This window comes from Bacillus sonorensis NBRC 101234 = KCTC 13918, assembly GCF_001592005.1.
Classification (GTDB): Bacteria; Bacillota; Bacilli; order Bacillales; family Bacillaceae; genus Bacillus; species Bacillus sonorensis.
The window spans coordinates 361605-377480 of record NZ_BCVZ01000001.1 but is presented as its reverse complement, the minus strand read 5'-3'; the positions used below and the strand labels follow the sequence as shown (position 1 = coordinate 377480).

Below are 15876 nucleotides of genomic sequence, written 5' to 3'. Positions count from 1 at the left end.
AATCCGATATTAAAAAAGTAATCTATTGAAAAGAAAGCAGGAAAAAGTGTGAAAAACGTGAGGATGCTTCTTCTCCTGTTTTTAGCCGCGGCACTATATGGGTGCTCAAGCCATGAAGCAAACGGAGAGGAAAAGGAAATGCCGCCAAAAGCGGCTGTACCATCAAAAAAAGAATCCCGTCAAAAACAAACAGATACAGCGGATTGGATAAGCGTAAAGAGCCCCGCCCGCATTCCGATTTTGATGTATCACAGCATATCGTCGGGAAACAGCCTGCGGGTGCCTGAAGCGGAGTTCCGCGGACATATGAAATGGCTGAAAGAAAACGGTTATTATACACTGACGCCTGAAGAAGCCTATACCGTTTTGACAGAGGATAAAATGCCGCGGAAAAAATCCGTGCTGATTACGTTTGATGACGGTTATACGGACAACTATACAAAAGCGTATCCGATTTTAAAAGAATACGGAATGAAGGCGACGATTTTCATGATCGGAAAATCGGTGAACGGCAGCCATCATCTGACAGCTAAACAAATGAAAGAGATGAGCCAAAACGGCATTTCGATTGAAAGCCATACGATCAGTCACGTCGAGCTGAACGGGCTGACGCCGGAGCGGCAGCTGAGCGAGATGACGCGTTCCAAGAAACAGTTCGACGCCATGTTCGGGCAAAACACCGTGATGCTGAGCTATCCGGTCGGACGCTATAATGAGACGACGCTGAAATTGGCAAAACAAGCAGGCTACCAAATGGCTGTCACAACAGAGCCTGGGGCAGCTTCGCGAAAACAGGGAATGCATGCGCTGCACCGCGTCCGCATTTCGCCCGGTATGACGCCGGAAGCGTTTGGAAGAACGGTGGAACACAACAGATAATAAGAAAAGCGGCATTCACCATGTATGCCGCTTTTCTTATTTTTTTTCGTTTTGGTGCGCCGGGTTCATAACAAGCCGCAGATTCGGACGCATACCTTCAGAGGTGCGGCGGTTTGCCGTCTGTCCGGGTGCGGTTTCGATGACCCTCAAAAACACGGGCGGCGCCGCCGGCTGGCGGACCAATGTTTTGCTTTTCGCCGCTGCTTGTTTATACGGTCTTTTGTTGTTGCTGTCAAAAAAGAATGAATACAAAATAAACAGAGCAAATAAAACTAGTAAAAACATCATCTGGAAAATCCCCTCCTTGTCATGAACGTCTTCTTTTAATATCGAACAAGCGGGCGTAAAGTTTTATATATTCTGTCTCGAAATCGATTTTTTGTGACTATTGTATCGGTTGAAGAGTGAGGATCTGTTGTCTTTACATCATTCCCAATCGGAAGTCCGGTTAAACAACTGAATTGATTGTTTGGAGTAAATGGAGAACGTATGAAGGGAAATGGCCGGAACATGCCCGGCTGACTGCAGCAGAACTGCATCCAGCCTAAAGATCCGAGCAGGAGCAGAAGATGGAGAAAGGCCGCCGCAGGTCTTAACAGCCGCCATCGCCGCCCCCGCCGCAATCACCGCCGCCCCCGTCTCCGAATGAATCGCCTCCGGAGAGATGGCGGCCGTGGGATGAATCAGGACCTCCAACGAAAAAAGTTGAAGAGCCGCCGCCTTTGTTTTTTCCACCGGAAGGCATTGTGGAGGCGTAGAGGAGGAGAAGCACCAATATGAAACCGATTATTCCAACCATCATATGAAAACCCCCTTCACAATATGACTTTTGTTTTTATACGAACAGCCAGCCAAAAAGTTTCAGAAGTTTGTAAAAAAATAGTGTTTCATAGAAAAAACGGCTTAGACGCCGTTTTTCACTGCTTTATCAATTTCGCCCGGACCGCACTCGGCATGTCATCGGGGTGTACCTCTTCCCATGTCTCCACATATTTTCCCTTCGCTGATACCTTTAGGTAGGCGTTTTTTCGAAGAAGGCCGCCGGCAAAGAATGTCACTTCTTTTTCTTCCCCGGCGCCATTATATCCTTCCAGTGTATACTCATAGCCGCCCGCGCTTAGGTGCTTCCCGTCTTTATTGATTTGGACATACACGCTCTCTTTCGGCACGAGCGGATTAAACCTGTCTGTCACATCATTATGAATCAAAAGAAATGCGCCGATACATACAATAGCCAAGCCGGCTGCAAGAAGAGAAATTATTTTTTTCATGCCTTATCACCTTAAAAATCCTTTTAATTTTTTTAAATAGCTTTGTCGAATCACCATAAAGAATAATAGTTGGAAGGTGAGAAATCCTCCTATTGTCATGAGCAGCACAGCAGGGGAATGACCAAAACTCTGCGACTCAAGCGTCTTCATCGCGAAACAAGTATGAACCGTGGCGAGAGCGAATGGAAAGAAGAACAAGATCGCCAATTGAATCGTCACGCTCTGCGACATTTCTTCTTCGCTAAGGCCGATTTTCGCAAGCGACCGGTAGCGCTGCTGATCTTCCTCAAGATCGGTAAACAGGCGGAAGTAGAGAAAGCTTCCTGATGCCGCAAAAAAGAGAATTGCGATAAAGAGTCCGATAAATAAGCTCAGGCTTGGAAGCTGAACATTATCAAAATAAGAGATGGCCTTTGCGTTAAATTGAAAATGGATATTGGTATAGTTTCCGTAAAGACTGTTTTTCAGCGATTGGCTGATATCGAGACTGTCTTTCCAGCGGTCGTACTTGTAGCCGTACAATGTGACAGCTTCGCCTTGTTTTTTCAGCTTGTCAAAGGTTTTTCCGTTTACGACAACGATGCTGTCTAACGTAATCAGCGGTTTTTCAATGTGTTTGACCTTGAGCTGCTCATTTGCCGGCTTCAGATCTTTGGTTAACATGTGCAAGGTTTTGGGAATTTCCCGATTGTCTATCGCATCATAGGTGCTCGGGTAATACAGCGCTTCACCGTCTTTCAGTTCACTCGCATCTGCCTTAAAGTGCTTTTGGAATTCGGCTTCTGAGATCAAGAGCACCGGTGGAACGAGATCTCCCTGCCTATAGCTGATATAGGCTCCTTTTGTCTTTTCCTTTGTATACGAAAAATCTCCATCCCTCAGCTTTTGTTCAATCAGCCTAATGTGCGCTTGTTCTTTGGGATTATCGCTGTTTGATGAGTATTCTATCTCATACCGGGAATCTATTTTTCCGATAGCCGTCTTGTATATCGCCAATACGCCCGTGGCGGAAAAGGCAACCGCTGAAATGATGCAGACGAGAAAGAACAGGCGGGCGTTATCTTTCAGCCGGTAGACAAGATCTGATACCCAAAGCACGTTTTTCCCGCGCAAATAAAATGATTTCCGCTTTTTTAAGATCCGCAGCAGCCAAATGCTGCTTTGGCTGAAGAAAAAGTAGGTCCCGATGATGGTCAGGATTAAAATCATAACGGCTTGAGGGAAATGGATTTCATTAGATGATGCAAGACAGTATCCGCCGCCGAGGAACCCAATGCCGATGATCGAAAGGAAAACGGACGGTTTTGGCTCAGGTTTTACTTTTTCAGTCCCTTTGATCAGCTTGATCACGGTTTTTGATTTAATAAAGAAAATCGTAAATTGCGACAGCAGTATAAACAGTAAAAGGAAACAAGCGACTGTCAGAGCAAGCGCCTTCCAAGGCAGATACAGCGGCAAAGCATCCATCTCCAGAATGTAGGCGCCGGCCGTAAAGATGGCTTTTGCAAAGATCAGCCCGCCGATGATGCCTGAAACAATCGAAAGTACTCCGATGATGATATTTTCGGCGGTAATCAGTTTTCTTAATTGGCCTGGCGAAATCCCCTGAATGGTCAGAATTCCAAATTCTTTATTTCTCGACTTGAGAAAAGCATTGACCGAGTACAGCACAAACAGGATGGAAAATACGAAAATCATCCATTCAGCTGCAGCTAATCCCCGTTTTGCAATGTTGTTTAAATAGCCTTTCTCCAAAGCGGGGTGGAACAATAGCATCGCAAAGGTGAAAAAAATCATCACTGAAAATGCGCTGCTTAAAAAGAAGGCAAGATAAGCTCTTTTGTTGCGAATCACATTTTTATAAGCGAACTGAAGAAAGGTCATTGGCGTTTCCTCCCAGCATTGACAGCACATTCAGGATCTCTTCGTAAAACACTTGGCGATTGGCGCCCCGATGAATTTCATTGAACAATGTTCCGTCTTTAATAAAAATGACGCGCCGGCAATAGCTTGCAGCAACGGGGTCGTGTGTGACCATCAATGTAGTGACATTGTCGTTTTCGTTGAGATGCTGCATCGTCTCCATCACGTCTTTTGAGGCCTTGGAATCGAGATTTCCTGTCGGTTCGTCGGCAAGGATGAGAGCCGGTTTGTGAATGACGGCTCGGGCGATGGCTGCACGCTGCCTTTGTCCCCCGGATACTTCAAAGGTCCGTTTATTCAGAAGGGACTCGATGCCGAGCCTTTCAGCAATCGCCTGAAGCTTTTCCTCCATAATAGAAGGCCGTTCATTCTCAAGCGTTAACGGCAGCATGATATTTTCGCCGATTGTCAGAGTATCCAGCAAATTAAAATCCTGGAAGACGAATCCGAGCTGTTTGCGGCGAAATTGGGCGAGCTTCGCCCTTTTTAAATGATGCGGATCTTCCCCGCGGATCAAAATGTCTCCGGAATCCGGGCGGTCAATCGTCGAAATGATATTGAGAAGCGTCGTTTTTCCGGAGCCGGACGGCCCCATAATCGCCGTGAATTCACCTTCCTCGACATTGAATGAAATATTTTTTAGCGCCTGATGGGACACTTGTCCTTTATATGTTTTATTGATGTTTTTCACGATCAGCATGTAATCCATGATATCCTCCTTTTGCGATGTACGGTGTTCGCTTCCGATATGTCGCGATTCCAGCGGGCCCATCCTGAACGCTTTCAGCCAATATGTGCTGATGAAAGCTTGAATGGCCAGTGTGCAGATGCAAAGGATGACGGCCTGTGCATGGGTGATGTGTCCATACATTCCTGCCCAGGCGAAGAAAAGCGGTCATGATCAGCGTTTGTCCGATATAGTTGATTAAAGACATTCTGCCCATAGATTAAAGGGGCTTTAGCATTTTCTTAAAACGGCACCTGCGGTATTTAAATGACGGCCGATACATATAGGGTTCCCATGACAAGTCCCGGCAGGGCGGTCAACCGGCCAAAATATTCAGTGGTGTGACATTTGTATTGCAAATGTATAGCCGCGGGCATGGCGATGAGCGAAATGATGCCGATCCGCCGCAAACTGTGTAAATGACGGACAGATTCTCAAATATACGGGTTTTCCCGCCCATAACCCGAGCAAAAACATTGCCGGCACATCTATATTCATAAAAGATTGGCGCATAATGCGAATCCTTTTATATAGTCGAGTGTGTCGATTATCTGGGGTTGCATATGAAAAATCCTCCTTTCTACGTTTGTTTTTGTAAACAAATCATAGCAAGGAGGATGGGGGGGAGCTATGCGGTTTTCTTAAAGAACCCTTACATTTTTGTAAGAAACGAAAATTGAACAGTCGTCCCTGTTCCGGCTTCGGAAGTGATGCGTACGTCATGATCGAGCTTTTCGGAAATCTCTTTTACAAGATAGAGTCCGATGCCCGTCGATTCCGGAAAGCGGCGTCCGTTTTCCCCGGTGTAGTAAGGCTCGAATACCCGCTTCAAGTCTTGTGCAGGAATCCCGACGCCGTAATCTTTGATTTCCAGCACGATACGTTCACCTTGGCGGACGATCGTCATATCGATGCGGTCGCTTTTTCCCGCTGAATACTTCACAGCGTTTGTGATGACCTGGCCGATGGCAAATCTGAGCCATTTGCGGTCGGTGTAAATAACGGCATCTTCAGCGGGAACATGTTTATTTGGATAGACACGATGCTGTATAAAATAGCGTTTATAGTGCTGAATCAGCGAATTAAGCAGCTCGCCCAGGGACACGGCCTCAATTTTAAAATCGCGTTCAAACAGGTCGAGCCTTGATGAATAGAGGAGCGTCTCCAATCCGAATTCAATCTGCTGGACTTCTTTTTTGATCTGTTTAAAAATAGGTTCATCTTCTTCCTGAATAATCAAATTGATGACCGAAAGCGGCGTTTTCACTTGATGCACCCATTGGTTCATATAAGCCACCCGGTCTTCCAGCTTGGCTTCAATTTCATGAATCTTGCGGTGCTGCAGCCGGCTCAGTTCCATTTGCTTTTCATACAGATCCACACAAAAATCCGATGTTCCCAGGAAAGGTACGTCCGTATCTTCCTGTTCCGAGCCGAGCCATTGATAGATTCTGCGCTCTTGCAGCCATTTGTAAGCAAGATAAACCGAGAGCGCCAGAAGCTGGACGCCAAGGATGTAAAAAAGGTGGGTAAAAGCCTGCAGGCCGGCAAACCAATAATAAAAAAATACGAATACCCCCTGGAGAAAGAAAAGCAGAATTAAGACAAAGTGATTTTTTAAAAACAGCTTCATGATTTCACCCTTAGCTGATACCCTTCGCCCCGTACTGATTCAATCGAAAAGGGCACGTCCATGCTCCGCAGTTTTTTGCGCAGCCTCGTAATATAAACATTTAACGTATTTTCGTCAACAAATGTATCGGTTTCCCATGTTTTCTCCATTAACCGGTCTCTGCTTGTTACTTTTTCCCCTCTGTCGAGCAGCACTTCGAGCAGTTTGCTTTCCTTCTTTGAAAGCTCGTGTTTCTCATCTTTGTAGCGCAGTTCAAATCGCTCCACAAACAGCTGGACGCCTTCATATTCGATCACTTTTTCTCCTTGTCTGGCAGCGTATTCTCCATACGCCCTGCGAATGTGGCCCTTAATTTTGGCCAGCACCACTTCATAGGAAAAAGGCTTCTCTATATAATCATCGCCGCCGTTTTCAATCGCCATGACCTGATCCATTTCCCCGCTTCTGGCTGAAATGAAAATAATCGGACAAGTCGAGTGCTGACGGATTTGACGGCACCAGTAGTACCCGTCGTATGACGGCAGATTGATGTCAAGCAAAACCAGCTCGGGATTCTCTCGCTCAAACATGGCGAGGACAGAGCTAAAATCAGTCGTTGCAACGGTATCATATCCGTATTTTTCTAAATGATTGCGCAAAAGCTTCCGAATATCTTCGCTGTCTTCAACAATCATGATTTTCGTCATTTCGAACACTCCTATAAACAAATCTCCGCTGCCGGAACAGAGCGATTCCGTCATCAAAGGTCTTTTATGTTAAGAATATCATAAAAAGGTTTTTTTCATGTGAGCGTTTAAGGTTTTTACACACCAGATCATGATTATTCAGCTTCTGTGAGTTAAAATAGGAATGGACGACCGTTATCTGAAAAGGAGAGGATCAAATGGCAACATACAGAGGTTATATCGGGACATATACAAAAGCAGACAGTGAAGGGATCTATACATTTGAGCTTGATACCGGCAAAAAAGAGCTGAGTACGCCAAAGCCTGCGGCAAAGCTGGGCAGCCCGACATATCTCAATCTCGCCAAAGATAATAAAATGCTCTATGCGGTGATTAATGATGGCAGCCAGGGCGGTGTTGCGGCCTATCAGATTGACGAAAAAACAGGGGATCTGCATTTCATCAACAAACAAACCGCTGAAGGCCCTTCGCCATGCCACGTCAGCGTGGACAATGAGAATCGGTACGTTCTATCCGCCAATTATCACAGCGGAACGATCATATCTTATCCTTTACATGAAAACCGCGGGTTGAATGCTCCGGCTTCAGAGGTGCACCATAAAGGATCCGGCCCGCATGAGAGGCAGGAGAAAGCGCATACCCATTACTCCGGTTTTACACCTGATGAAAACTATGCGGTGGCCGTTGACCTGGGGACTGACCGGATCATCACCTATCAATTGAACGAAGGAAAGCTTGAGGAAGTGAACAGCCATGCGGTTGCACCTGGTTCAGGACCGAGGCATATTGAATTTCATCCGAAAGAAAAGTATGCCTATGTAATGACAGAGCTGAGCAATGAAGTCATTGTGCTGGAATATAACGACGGTCTTGGGGAATTCCGCGAGATCCAGGTCATTTCTGCTTTGCCTGAAGATTTTGACGGGGCGAGCCAGGGCGGCGCGATTCACGTCACGCGTGACGGCAAATTTGTATACGTTTCAAACCGCGGCCATGACAGCATCGCCGTCTTTGCCGTAAATGAATATTCAGGCGAACTGTCCCTGGTGGAGCATGTCTCTACAGAAGGAGAATGGCCGCGCGATTTTATGCTAGATCCTTCAGAGCGATTTTTGATCGCTGCCAACCAGGAAACAGGAACGCTGACATTGTTTGAGAGAAATGAATCAACAGGAACGCTGACGCTGCTGCAGTCTGAAGTGCCTGCACCGGAAGCGGTCTGCGTGAAGTTTTTAAATCATTAAGAAATAAAAAAACTTGATTGGCGTAAAAGGCCAATCAAGTTTTTTTTATTTATATACATACAGGTAAAACGCTGTCATTCCGAACCTGTGTCAAGCTGCTGTTTGACTTTGATAAACGCGACCATCTGTTTTACTTCTTCTTCAGAAAGAAGCGTTCCGTCAACCGCCAGTTTGTGCTGATCCCAATTCGTCAGTTCAATGGGGTCGTTTTTGCTTTTCCCATCACGGGGATCGTCAATTCTGCCCAGCAGATAGTCGGTTGAGGTTCCGAATAAATCAGCGATTTCGATAAGCGCCTCCAATGAAGGGCGGCGATAGCCGGACTCGTACCCCGCATAGGTGCTTTTCGCAATACCGAGGCGGTCGGCTGTATATTGCAATGACCATTTTTTATTTTTTCTCAGTGTTGTTAATCGATCTAAATTCATTTTTTACGCTCCTTTTGATTCACAGTGATTATAGCACATTATGAGCAAAGATGTACGCGAAATGAATAATGTTTCTTGATTATTTCACATTTGAGGTCTATAATTGCAATGAAGGTACGCATAAAGCGTATACAATGCTGATGTATCAGCGTTCTTATTCTACATTATGATGTTTAAAACTACTTCTTAAAGAGGTGTAGCATATGAAAAAATTACTGCTGTTAACCACCGGCGGTACAATTGCTTCAGTAGAAGGAGAAAATGGACTGGCCCCGGGGGTTAAAGCGGAGGAGCTTCTCAGCTATTTATCTGACGAAAACAAAAATTATACGATAGATTGCCAATCTTTAATGGATATAGACAGTACAAACATGCAGCCCGAACATTGGGTGAAAATGGCTGAAGCGGTTTATGAGAATTACGGCCGGTATGACGGATTTGTCATCACCCATGGGACAGATACGATGGCGTACACGTCGGCAGCGCTTTCCTATATGCTGCAAAACGTGGACAAGCCGATCGTGATTACGGGCTCCCAGGTGCCGATTACGTTTAAGAAAACCGATGCGAAGAAAAATATTAAAGATGCGGTCCGCTTCGCCTGCGACGGGATCGGGGGCGTGTACGTCGTCTTTGACGGACGCGTTATCTTGGGAACGAGAGCGATCAAATTAAGAACGAAAAGCTATGATGCGTTTGAAAGCATCAATTATCCTTATATCGCGTTCATCCATGATACGGAAATCGAATACAACAAACATGTTCCAGAGGTCAAAAACAAGACGCTGAAGCTTGACACCTCCTTAAATACCGATGTTTGTCTTTTGAAGCTTCATCCCGGTTTGAAGCCGGAGTTTTTGGATTGCCTGAAAGATTCATATAAAGGCGTTGTCATTGAGAGCTATGGCAGCGGCGGTATTCCGTTTGAGAAACGAAACATTTTGGAAAAAGTCAATGAATTGATCGATTCCGGAATCGTCGTCGCCATCACAACGCAGTGTCTTGAGGAAGGAGAGGATATGAGCATTTATGAGGTCGGCCGAAAAGTCAACCAGGATGCCATCATCCGCTCCAGAAACATGAACACCGAAGCAATCGTGCCTAAGCTGATGTGGGCTTTAGGGCAAACAGGGGAACCGGCCGAAGTTAAAAAAATTATGGAAATGCCGATTGCAGACGATATCATCATTTAAACAGAAAGCAGGGTTAGCAAATGAATCAGACTTCATATCGGACAGAAAAGGATTTTCTCGGAGAGAAGAACATTCCGGCTGATGTCTACTATGGGATTCAAACATTACGGGCAGCAGAAAACTTTCCAATTACCGGATATAAAATTCACGAAGAAATGATCAAGGCATTGGCCGTGGTGAAAAAAGCGGCTGCGCTTGCCAATATGGAAACGAAGCGCCTTTATAAAGGACTTGGAGAAGCTATTGTCCAAGCGGCTGACGAAATCATTGAAGGCAAGCTGCATGATCAGTTTATCGTTGATCCGATCCAGGGCGGCGCAGGAACGTCGATGAACATGAATGCGAACGAAGTCATCGGAAACCGCGCGCTCGAACTGCTCGGCCATCAAAAAGGGGAATACATTCACTTAAGTCCAAATACGCACGTCAACATGTCACAGTCGACAAATGACGTGTTCCCGACGGCCATTCACATTTCAACGCTGAAATTGCTTGAAAAACTGCTCGATACAATGGATTACATGCTGGACGCCTTTAGGAAAAAAGCACAGGAATTTGACCATGTCATCAAAATGGGGCGCACCCATCTCCAGGATGCCGTTCCGATTCGCCTCGGGCAGGAATTTGAAGCTTACAGCCGCGTGATCGAGCGCGATATCAAGCGGATTAAACAATCACGCCAGCATCTGTATGAAGTCAATATGGGCGCAACCGCGGTAGGAACAGGATTGAACGCCGATCCGCGCTATATTGAAAATGTCGTCAAGCATTTGGCGGATATCAGCGGCCTTCCGCTCGTCGGCGCTGACCATCTCGTCGATGCGACGCAAAATACAGACGCCTATACTGAAGTTTCGGCAGCATTAAAAGTCTGCATGATGAACATGTCGAAAATCGCGAACGATTTAAGATTGATGGCATCAGGTCCGCGCGCAGGACTTGCGGAGATTTCCCTGCCGGCCAGACAGCCGGGTTCATCGATTATGCCGGGGAAAGTCAATCCGGTCATGGCCGAGCTGATCAACCAGATCGCCTTCCAGGTCATTGGGAACGATCATACAATTTGCCTGGCTTCTGAAGCAGGACAGCTCGAACTGAACGTCATGGAACCTGTGCTTGTGTTTAACCTGCTCCAATCCATCAGCATCATGAATAACGGATTCCGTTCATTTACGGACCATTGCGTGACAGGCATTGAAGCAAATGAAAAACGGTTAAAAGCATATGTAGAAAAAAGCGCCGGCGTCATCACGGCTGTAAACCCGCACCTTGGCTATGAAGCGGCCGCAAGAATTGCGAGAGAAGCGATTTTAACGGGCCAATCCGTGCGTGATTTATGTCTTCAAAATGACGTGCTGACAGAAGAAGAACTCGATTTGATTTTGAATCCTTATGAAATGACAAAACCGGGTATTGCCGGGGCTGAACTGTTAAACAGGGATTAACGGCAAGCATGCGAAAACACTCTGAAACAAATTTTACCGGGATAGAAAAACAGAGTGTTTTCGCTCCCTCTAAAAACTTTAGGGAGAGAAAGATTAACAGCGGTGAAGTGCTACCATAATAATTAATTTCGTGGTATACTACTTTCAAGTTAGTTAAATTTTTAAGAAAAACTTGAACTAGATTTCATTATTTTTATGTAGCTTTTTTTGTAAGCGTTTCATTTATAAGGGGGATTTAGGTTGAAAAACGCACGGTTGCCATCAATGTTAGAAATCATTTGTGTATTAGGGGCTTTTTTAGCAATAGTTTGTTCTTTTACCGTTAAGTTTCATTTGCCGATTCAGCTGGCATTGTTCATTTCATGGTTTTTGGTGATTTTGCTCGGGCTGCGTCTCGGCCACCGATATGAAGATTTGCAAAAATCGATTACAACAGGCATTTCCAACGGACTTGAAGCGATATTGATCCTGATCGCCGTCGGCGCTCTGATCGGAACGTGGATAGCCGGCGGAGTAGTGCCGACTTTGATTTACTATGGACTTGAGTTTATTCATCCAAGCATATTCTTGCTTGCCACGCTTATTATTTGTTCGATCACATCTGTTGCAACAGGGACATCGTGGGGAACGGTTGGAACGGCCGGGATTGCGATGATGGCGATAGGGGAAGGCCTTGGAATGCCCCTTCCGCTTGTAGCCGGCGCTGTTTTATCAGGTGCGTATTTTGGGGACAAACTGTCTCCGCTGTCAGACAGCACAGTGCTTGCTTCATCTTTATCAAAAGTCGAAGTCATCACCCATGTAAGGGCGATGCTGTATTTATCGCTTCCCGCTTATGTGATCACCGCGGTGCTGTTTACCATTACGGGATTTATTTACGGGGGCAAAAATGTTGATTTGGAAAAAGTCGAGTTTTTGAAAAGTTCGCTGCGGGACACGTTTGATATTCAGATTTGGATGCTCATTCCGGCGATCATCGTCATCGCTTTATTGGCGATGCGAAAGCCTTCCATACCGACGATTGCGATCGGTGCTCTTTTGGGTGCCATCTGGGCCGCAGTATTTCAGGGGATGAATTTCGCCGATGCGATCGCTACAGCGTACAGCGGTTTTTCAATTGACACAGGCATCCAATTTATGGACAAGCTTCTGAACCGTGGAGGCATCGAGGGAATGCTCGGTTCTGTCACCGTCATTATCCTCGGACTCGGATTTGGAGGGCTCCTGGAGCATTTAGGCGTTCTCAAAGTGATTGTGTCAAAATTCCAAAAAAAGCTGACATCTGCAGGCAATGTGACGTTTTCGACCCTCATTGTCGCCTTCCTGGCTAATGTTTTTGGCTGCGCCATGTATGTCTCACTGATTTTAACGCCGAAAATCATGGAGAAAAGCTATGATAAGCTGCACATCGACCGGAGGGTGCTGTCAAGAAACGCGGAGGTTGGAGGCACGATGACATCCGGAATGGTGCCTTGGTCAGACAACGGGATTTATATGGCCGGAATTTTGGGCGTCTCTACCTTTGCTTACTTGCCGTTCATGTGGATGAGCTTTGTTTCGATCGGACTCGCAATTCTGTACGGATATACCGGAAAATTCATTTGGTACACGGATAAAAAGAAGACGCCGGCGCAGTAGCTGATATTGATTAAATCATGGGGGGGGATTCTGTGATGAATGGCAAAAATATTATTCGAAATTTGATGCTGGAAATTCCTTCAGCACCAGGAAACCTTGGAAAGGTGACCACCGCGATCGGCCTTGCCGGCGGAGATATCGGCGAGATTGAGACGATCAAGGTTGGGCCGCACTATACGATGAGAAACATCACCGTTCAAGTCGAGCATGAAGAACAGCTGACCGAGATTCTTGAAGTGATTCGCAATCTAAAGGAAGGCATTCATCTTCATACTGTTTCCGATGACGTGCTTTCCGCGCATGAGGGCGGGAAGATCCATATGAAAAGCAAAATGCCGATCCGGTCGCTCGCTGACCTGAGACGGGTATATACACCAGGGGTCGCCAACGTATGCGAAATTATTAAGGAAGAGCCGCAAAAAGCAAAAATCTACACCGGAATCGGCAATACGGTCGCCATCGTGACGGATGGAACCGCCATTCTCGGCTTGGGAGATATCGGTCCGGTTGCCGGAATGCCGGTTATGGAAGGGAAAGCCGCACTGTTTGATCAGCTGGCCGGAATCAGCGGCATCCCGATTCTGCTTGATACGAAAAATCCCGACGAAATCGTCCAAACGGTGAAGAACATCGCACCCGGATTTAATGGTATTCTACTCGAAGATATCGGCTCTCCGCATTGCTTTGAAATCGAGGAGCGCCTGAAAGAGCAGCTGAATATCCCGGTGATGCATGATGATCAGCATGGTACTGCCGTTGTTACACTGGCGGCGGCGATTTCAGCCGCAAAAAGCGCAGGTGTCGACCTGAAGCAGGCCCATGTCGGCCAAATCGGTCTTGGCGCTGCCGGCGTCGCCATCTGCCGAATGTTTATGGCTTACGGAGTAAAACGGGTAATCGGAACGGATAAATCAATGGAAGCGATGGCCCGCTTGGAGAATTACGGCGGTCATGCCGCTGAAAACATTGAGGAGCTCATGGAAAGCTGTGATATTATCATTGCGACGACAGGCGTGCCCGGACTGATCAATAAAAAATGGGTCCGCTCAGGCCAGGTGATTTTGGCACTGTCCAATCCGAAGCCTGAGATTGAGCCTGAAGAAGCGCTTCAGGCAGGTGCCGCCTATGCCGCGGACGGCCGGTCTGTCAACAATGTTCTTGGATTCCCCGGCATTTTCAGAGGCGCCTTACATGCAGGGGCTGAATCGATCACCCATCCGATGCTTGTTGCCGCAGCCGAGGCAATTGCCTCCTGTACAAAGCAGGGCGATCTGGTACCTGATCCGCTGAATCCAGATGTTCATGCGATCGTCGCTGAAGCTGTGGAAAGAGCCGCGCTTTCAAGTAAGAAATAAATGCAAACGGCTGCCGCTTTATCGCAATACAGATAAGGCAGCAGCCGTTTTTCTTGCAAATTGTAATGGCGGTTCAACAGATTGAAAATGAATATACAGCAGATTCGGTTTGGTAAAAATCCAATGATTGTGCAATGCGCTGATGATCAGGCCTTGATCGGCGAGCTTTTTCGTGAAAAGCGGAATTTCTTCCGGCAAGATGGCGATTTCCGCCATATTTAAGGCGACGCCGTTTTGATCAAGCGACTCAAACATGACCTCTTCCATCCCGACTCCCCGGCTCGGCCTCCCCTGAATGGTGACGTTTAAATTCCGGTTTACACTGACGGAACAAACGCCGTGTTCCACTTTCGCCTCTCCATTCAATATTTGTCCAAATTGCCGGCAAAGCGTTTGAAAACTTTGCATATCATACAGCCTCCATTTTAAAAGTAGTATGATTTTATGAACCGCGTCATCTTTTCATGATACTTTTATAAATGGAAGCAGGCGCTATTTGATGATTTCTTTCGCGCCGGGCTCGTTCGCATAGTAATACATAAAGCCCATCATAAATCCGCCGCCGACCAGATTTCCCAATGTTACGGGAATTAAATTGTGAACAGCGCCGTAAATAGAGATGGTGTCCGGATGTTCGGTCACCAAAGCGACGGCGAAAGTGGCCATGTTGGCGATGCTGTGCTCATATCCGGAAATAAAGAAACAAAAAACAAACAGCATCATGGAGAACATTTTTGCACCGTCGCCTTTTTGAGACATCGGAATAAAAAAGGCAAGACAGACGAGCCAATTGCAAAGAATCGCTCTGAAAAACAATTCCGGCATCGGCGTATTCATTTTATGATCGGCTGCATTCAGCAGAAAGCTGTTGACGGACGGGTCTTTAAATAAGCCGGTTGAAAAAATAAGACCTGCGAACAAGACGGCTCCCATTATATTTCCCGCATAACTGAAGATCCACAGCCTTAAAACATCAAACCAGCGCATCTTTTTGCGAAGCGCCGCAAATGTATAATAAAATGTATTTCCCGTGAATAAATCTCCCCCGCCATAAACAATAAGAATAATGGCTCCCCCAAAAGTGACCGCTGCGATTGGATATGTGAACGGAGACTGTTCAAGATAAAAAAAGTTCCCCGTTTTAAATGCGACAATAACGCCAAATCCGATGAACATGCTTGCCAGCATAGACCGCAAAAGATAGCGGAGCGGACTTTGCATAAAGATGCTGCGCTTTTTCAATGCGAGCTCTTCTACTAAAATGAGTGATTTGGTTTCCATGTTTTTCACCACCATCAAGAAAGGATCTATGATTACGGAATAAGTATAGCAGGGTATTGTGAAATATTTCACAAGATGTGTGGCTTTTATGTGAACAAAGATAAGGAAATATCATCCATAGGTATGAGAATCGTTTTGATTTCGGGGCCTATTGAACGCTTTTCATTTCTGCG

General features: G+C 46.2%; 16 protein-coding genes. 6 read left to right on the top strand and 10 right to left on the bottom strand.

All coding sequences use genetic code 11. The features are described from left to right. Positions 1–63 precede the first annotated feature (63 nt). Positions 64–879, top strand: coding sequence for a polysaccharide deacetylase family protein (locus tag BTR1S_RS01835; protein ID WP_034326804.1), 816 nt, complete (start codon positions 64–66; stop codon positions 877–879). Between the two features lie 36 nt (positions 880–915). On the opposite strand, the gene BTR1S_RS01830 is transcribed toward BTR1S_RS01835, so the two are convergent. The 7 genes from BTR1S_RS01830 to BTR1S_RS01790 form a co-directional block, all read right to left on the bottom strand. Further along, a complete protein-coding gene (locus BTR1S_RS01830) occupies positions 916–1167 on the bottom strand; it encodes a hypothetical protein (protein WP_006639614.1) in 252 nt (83 codons plus the stop codon). 304 nt (positions 1168–1471) lie between these two features. Beyond that, positions 1472–1681: a hypothetical protein gene (locus BTR1S_RS01825; protein WP_029419713.1), complete on the bottom strand. Its 210-nt coding sequence runs from the start codon at positions 1679–1681 to the stop codon at positions 1472–1474. Between the two features lie 115 nt (positions 1682–1796). After that, the gene (locus BTR1S_RS01820; RefSeq protein ID WP_006639612.1) at positions 1797–2150 is read right to left on the bottom strand and encodes a YxeA family protein; all 354 of its coding nucleotides are present in this window, start codon (positions 2148–2150) and stop codon (positions 1797–1799) included. 6 nt (positions 2151–2156) lie between these two features. Next, a complete protein-coding gene (locus tag BTR1S_RS01815) occupies positions 2157–4034 on the bottom strand; it encodes an FtsX-like permease family protein (RefSeq protein ID WP_029419712.1) in 1878 nt (625 codons plus the stop codon). Beyond that, a complete protein-coding gene (locus BTR1S_RS01810; protein ID WP_081605406.1) occupies positions 4009–4944 on the bottom strand; it encodes an ABC transporter ATP-binding protein in 936 nt (311 codons plus the stop codon). The genes BTR1S_RS01815 and BTR1S_RS01810 overlap by 26 nt, the downstream gene beginning before the upstream one ends. A 508-nt stretch (positions 4945–5452) precedes the next feature. Beyond that, entirely contained in the window at positions 5453–6433 is a 981-nt protein-coding gene (locus BTR1S_RS01795) for a sensor histidine kinase (RefSeq protein WP_029419709.1), read from the bottom strand. Beyond that, a complete protein-coding gene (locus tag BTR1S_RS01790; protein ID WP_006639608.1) occupies positions 6430–7119 on the bottom strand; it encodes a response regulator transcription factor in 690 nt (229 codons plus the stop codon). The genes BTR1S_RS01795 and BTR1S_RS01790 overlap by 4 nt, the downstream gene beginning before the upstream one ends. Before the next feature lie 197 nt (positions 7120–7316). On the opposite strand from BTR1S_RS01790, the gene BTR1S_RS01785 reads away from it, so the two are divergent. After that, on the top strand, positions 7317–8363 hold the full coding sequence (locus BTR1S_RS01785) for a lactonase family protein (RefSeq protein ID WP_006639607.1): 1047 nt from the start codon (positions 7317–7319) through the stop codon (positions 8361–8363). 74 nt (positions 8364–8437) lie between these two features. Here the strand turns inward: BTR1S_RS01785 and BTR1S_RS01780 are convergent, their stop codons facing one another. Beyond that, positions 8438–8791, bottom strand: coding sequence for a helix-turn-helix domain-containing protein (locus tag BTR1S_RS01780; RefSeq protein ID WP_006639606.1), 354 nt, complete (start codon positions 8789–8791; stop codon positions 8438–8440). Between the two features lie 203 nt (positions 8792–8994). Between BTR1S_RS01780 and BTR1S_RS01775 the strand changes: the two genes are divergently transcribed. The 4 genes from BTR1S_RS01775 to BTR1S_RS01760 all read left to right on the top strand — a co-directional run bounded on the left by BTR1S_RS01775 (position 8995) and on the right by BTR1S_RS01760 (position 14422). Next, a complete protein-coding gene (locus BTR1S_RS01775) occupies positions 8995–9984 on the top strand; it encodes an asparaginase (RefSeq protein WP_006639605.1) in 990 nt (329 codons plus the stop codon). Between the two features lie 20 nt (positions 9985–10004). Then, on the top strand, positions 10005–11429 hold the full coding sequence (aspA, locus tag BTR1S_RS01770; RefSeq protein ID WP_029419708.1) for an aspartate ammonia-lyase: 1425 nt from the start codon (positions 10005–10007) through the stop codon (positions 11427–11429). A 240-nt stretch (positions 11430–11669) separates the two neighbouring features. Then, positions 11670–13067 carry a Na+/H+ antiporter NhaC gene (nhaC, locus tag BTR1S_RS01765; RefSeq protein ID WP_006639603.1) on the top strand — a complete coding sequence of 466 codons (1398 nt, stop codon included), beginning with the start codon at positions 11670–11672 and terminating at the stop codon, positions 13065–13067. A gap of 35 nt (positions 13068–13102) precedes the next feature. Further along, positions 13103–14422, top strand: coding sequence for an NAD-dependent malic enzyme (locus BTR1S_RS01760; RefSeq protein WP_006639602.1), 1320 nt, complete (start codon positions 13103–13105; stop codon positions 14420–14422). An 18-nt stretch (positions 14423–14440) separates the two neighbouring features. Here BTR1S_RS01760 and BTR1S_RS01755 read toward each other — a convergent pair whose 3' ends face one another. Beyond that, positions 14441–14830: a DUF1259 domain-containing protein gene (locus BTR1S_RS01755; RefSeq protein ID WP_029419707.1), complete on the bottom strand. Its 390-nt coding sequence runs from the start codon at positions 14828–14830 to the stop codon at positions 14441–14443. Between the two features lie 84 nt (positions 14831–14914). Beyond that, complete coding sequence (locus BTR1S_RS01750) at positions 14915–15703, bottom strand: formate/nitrite transporter family protein (protein WP_006639600.1); 789 nt, start codon at positions 15701–15703, stop codon at positions 14915–14917. Positions 15704–15876: the final 173 nt, after the last annotated feature.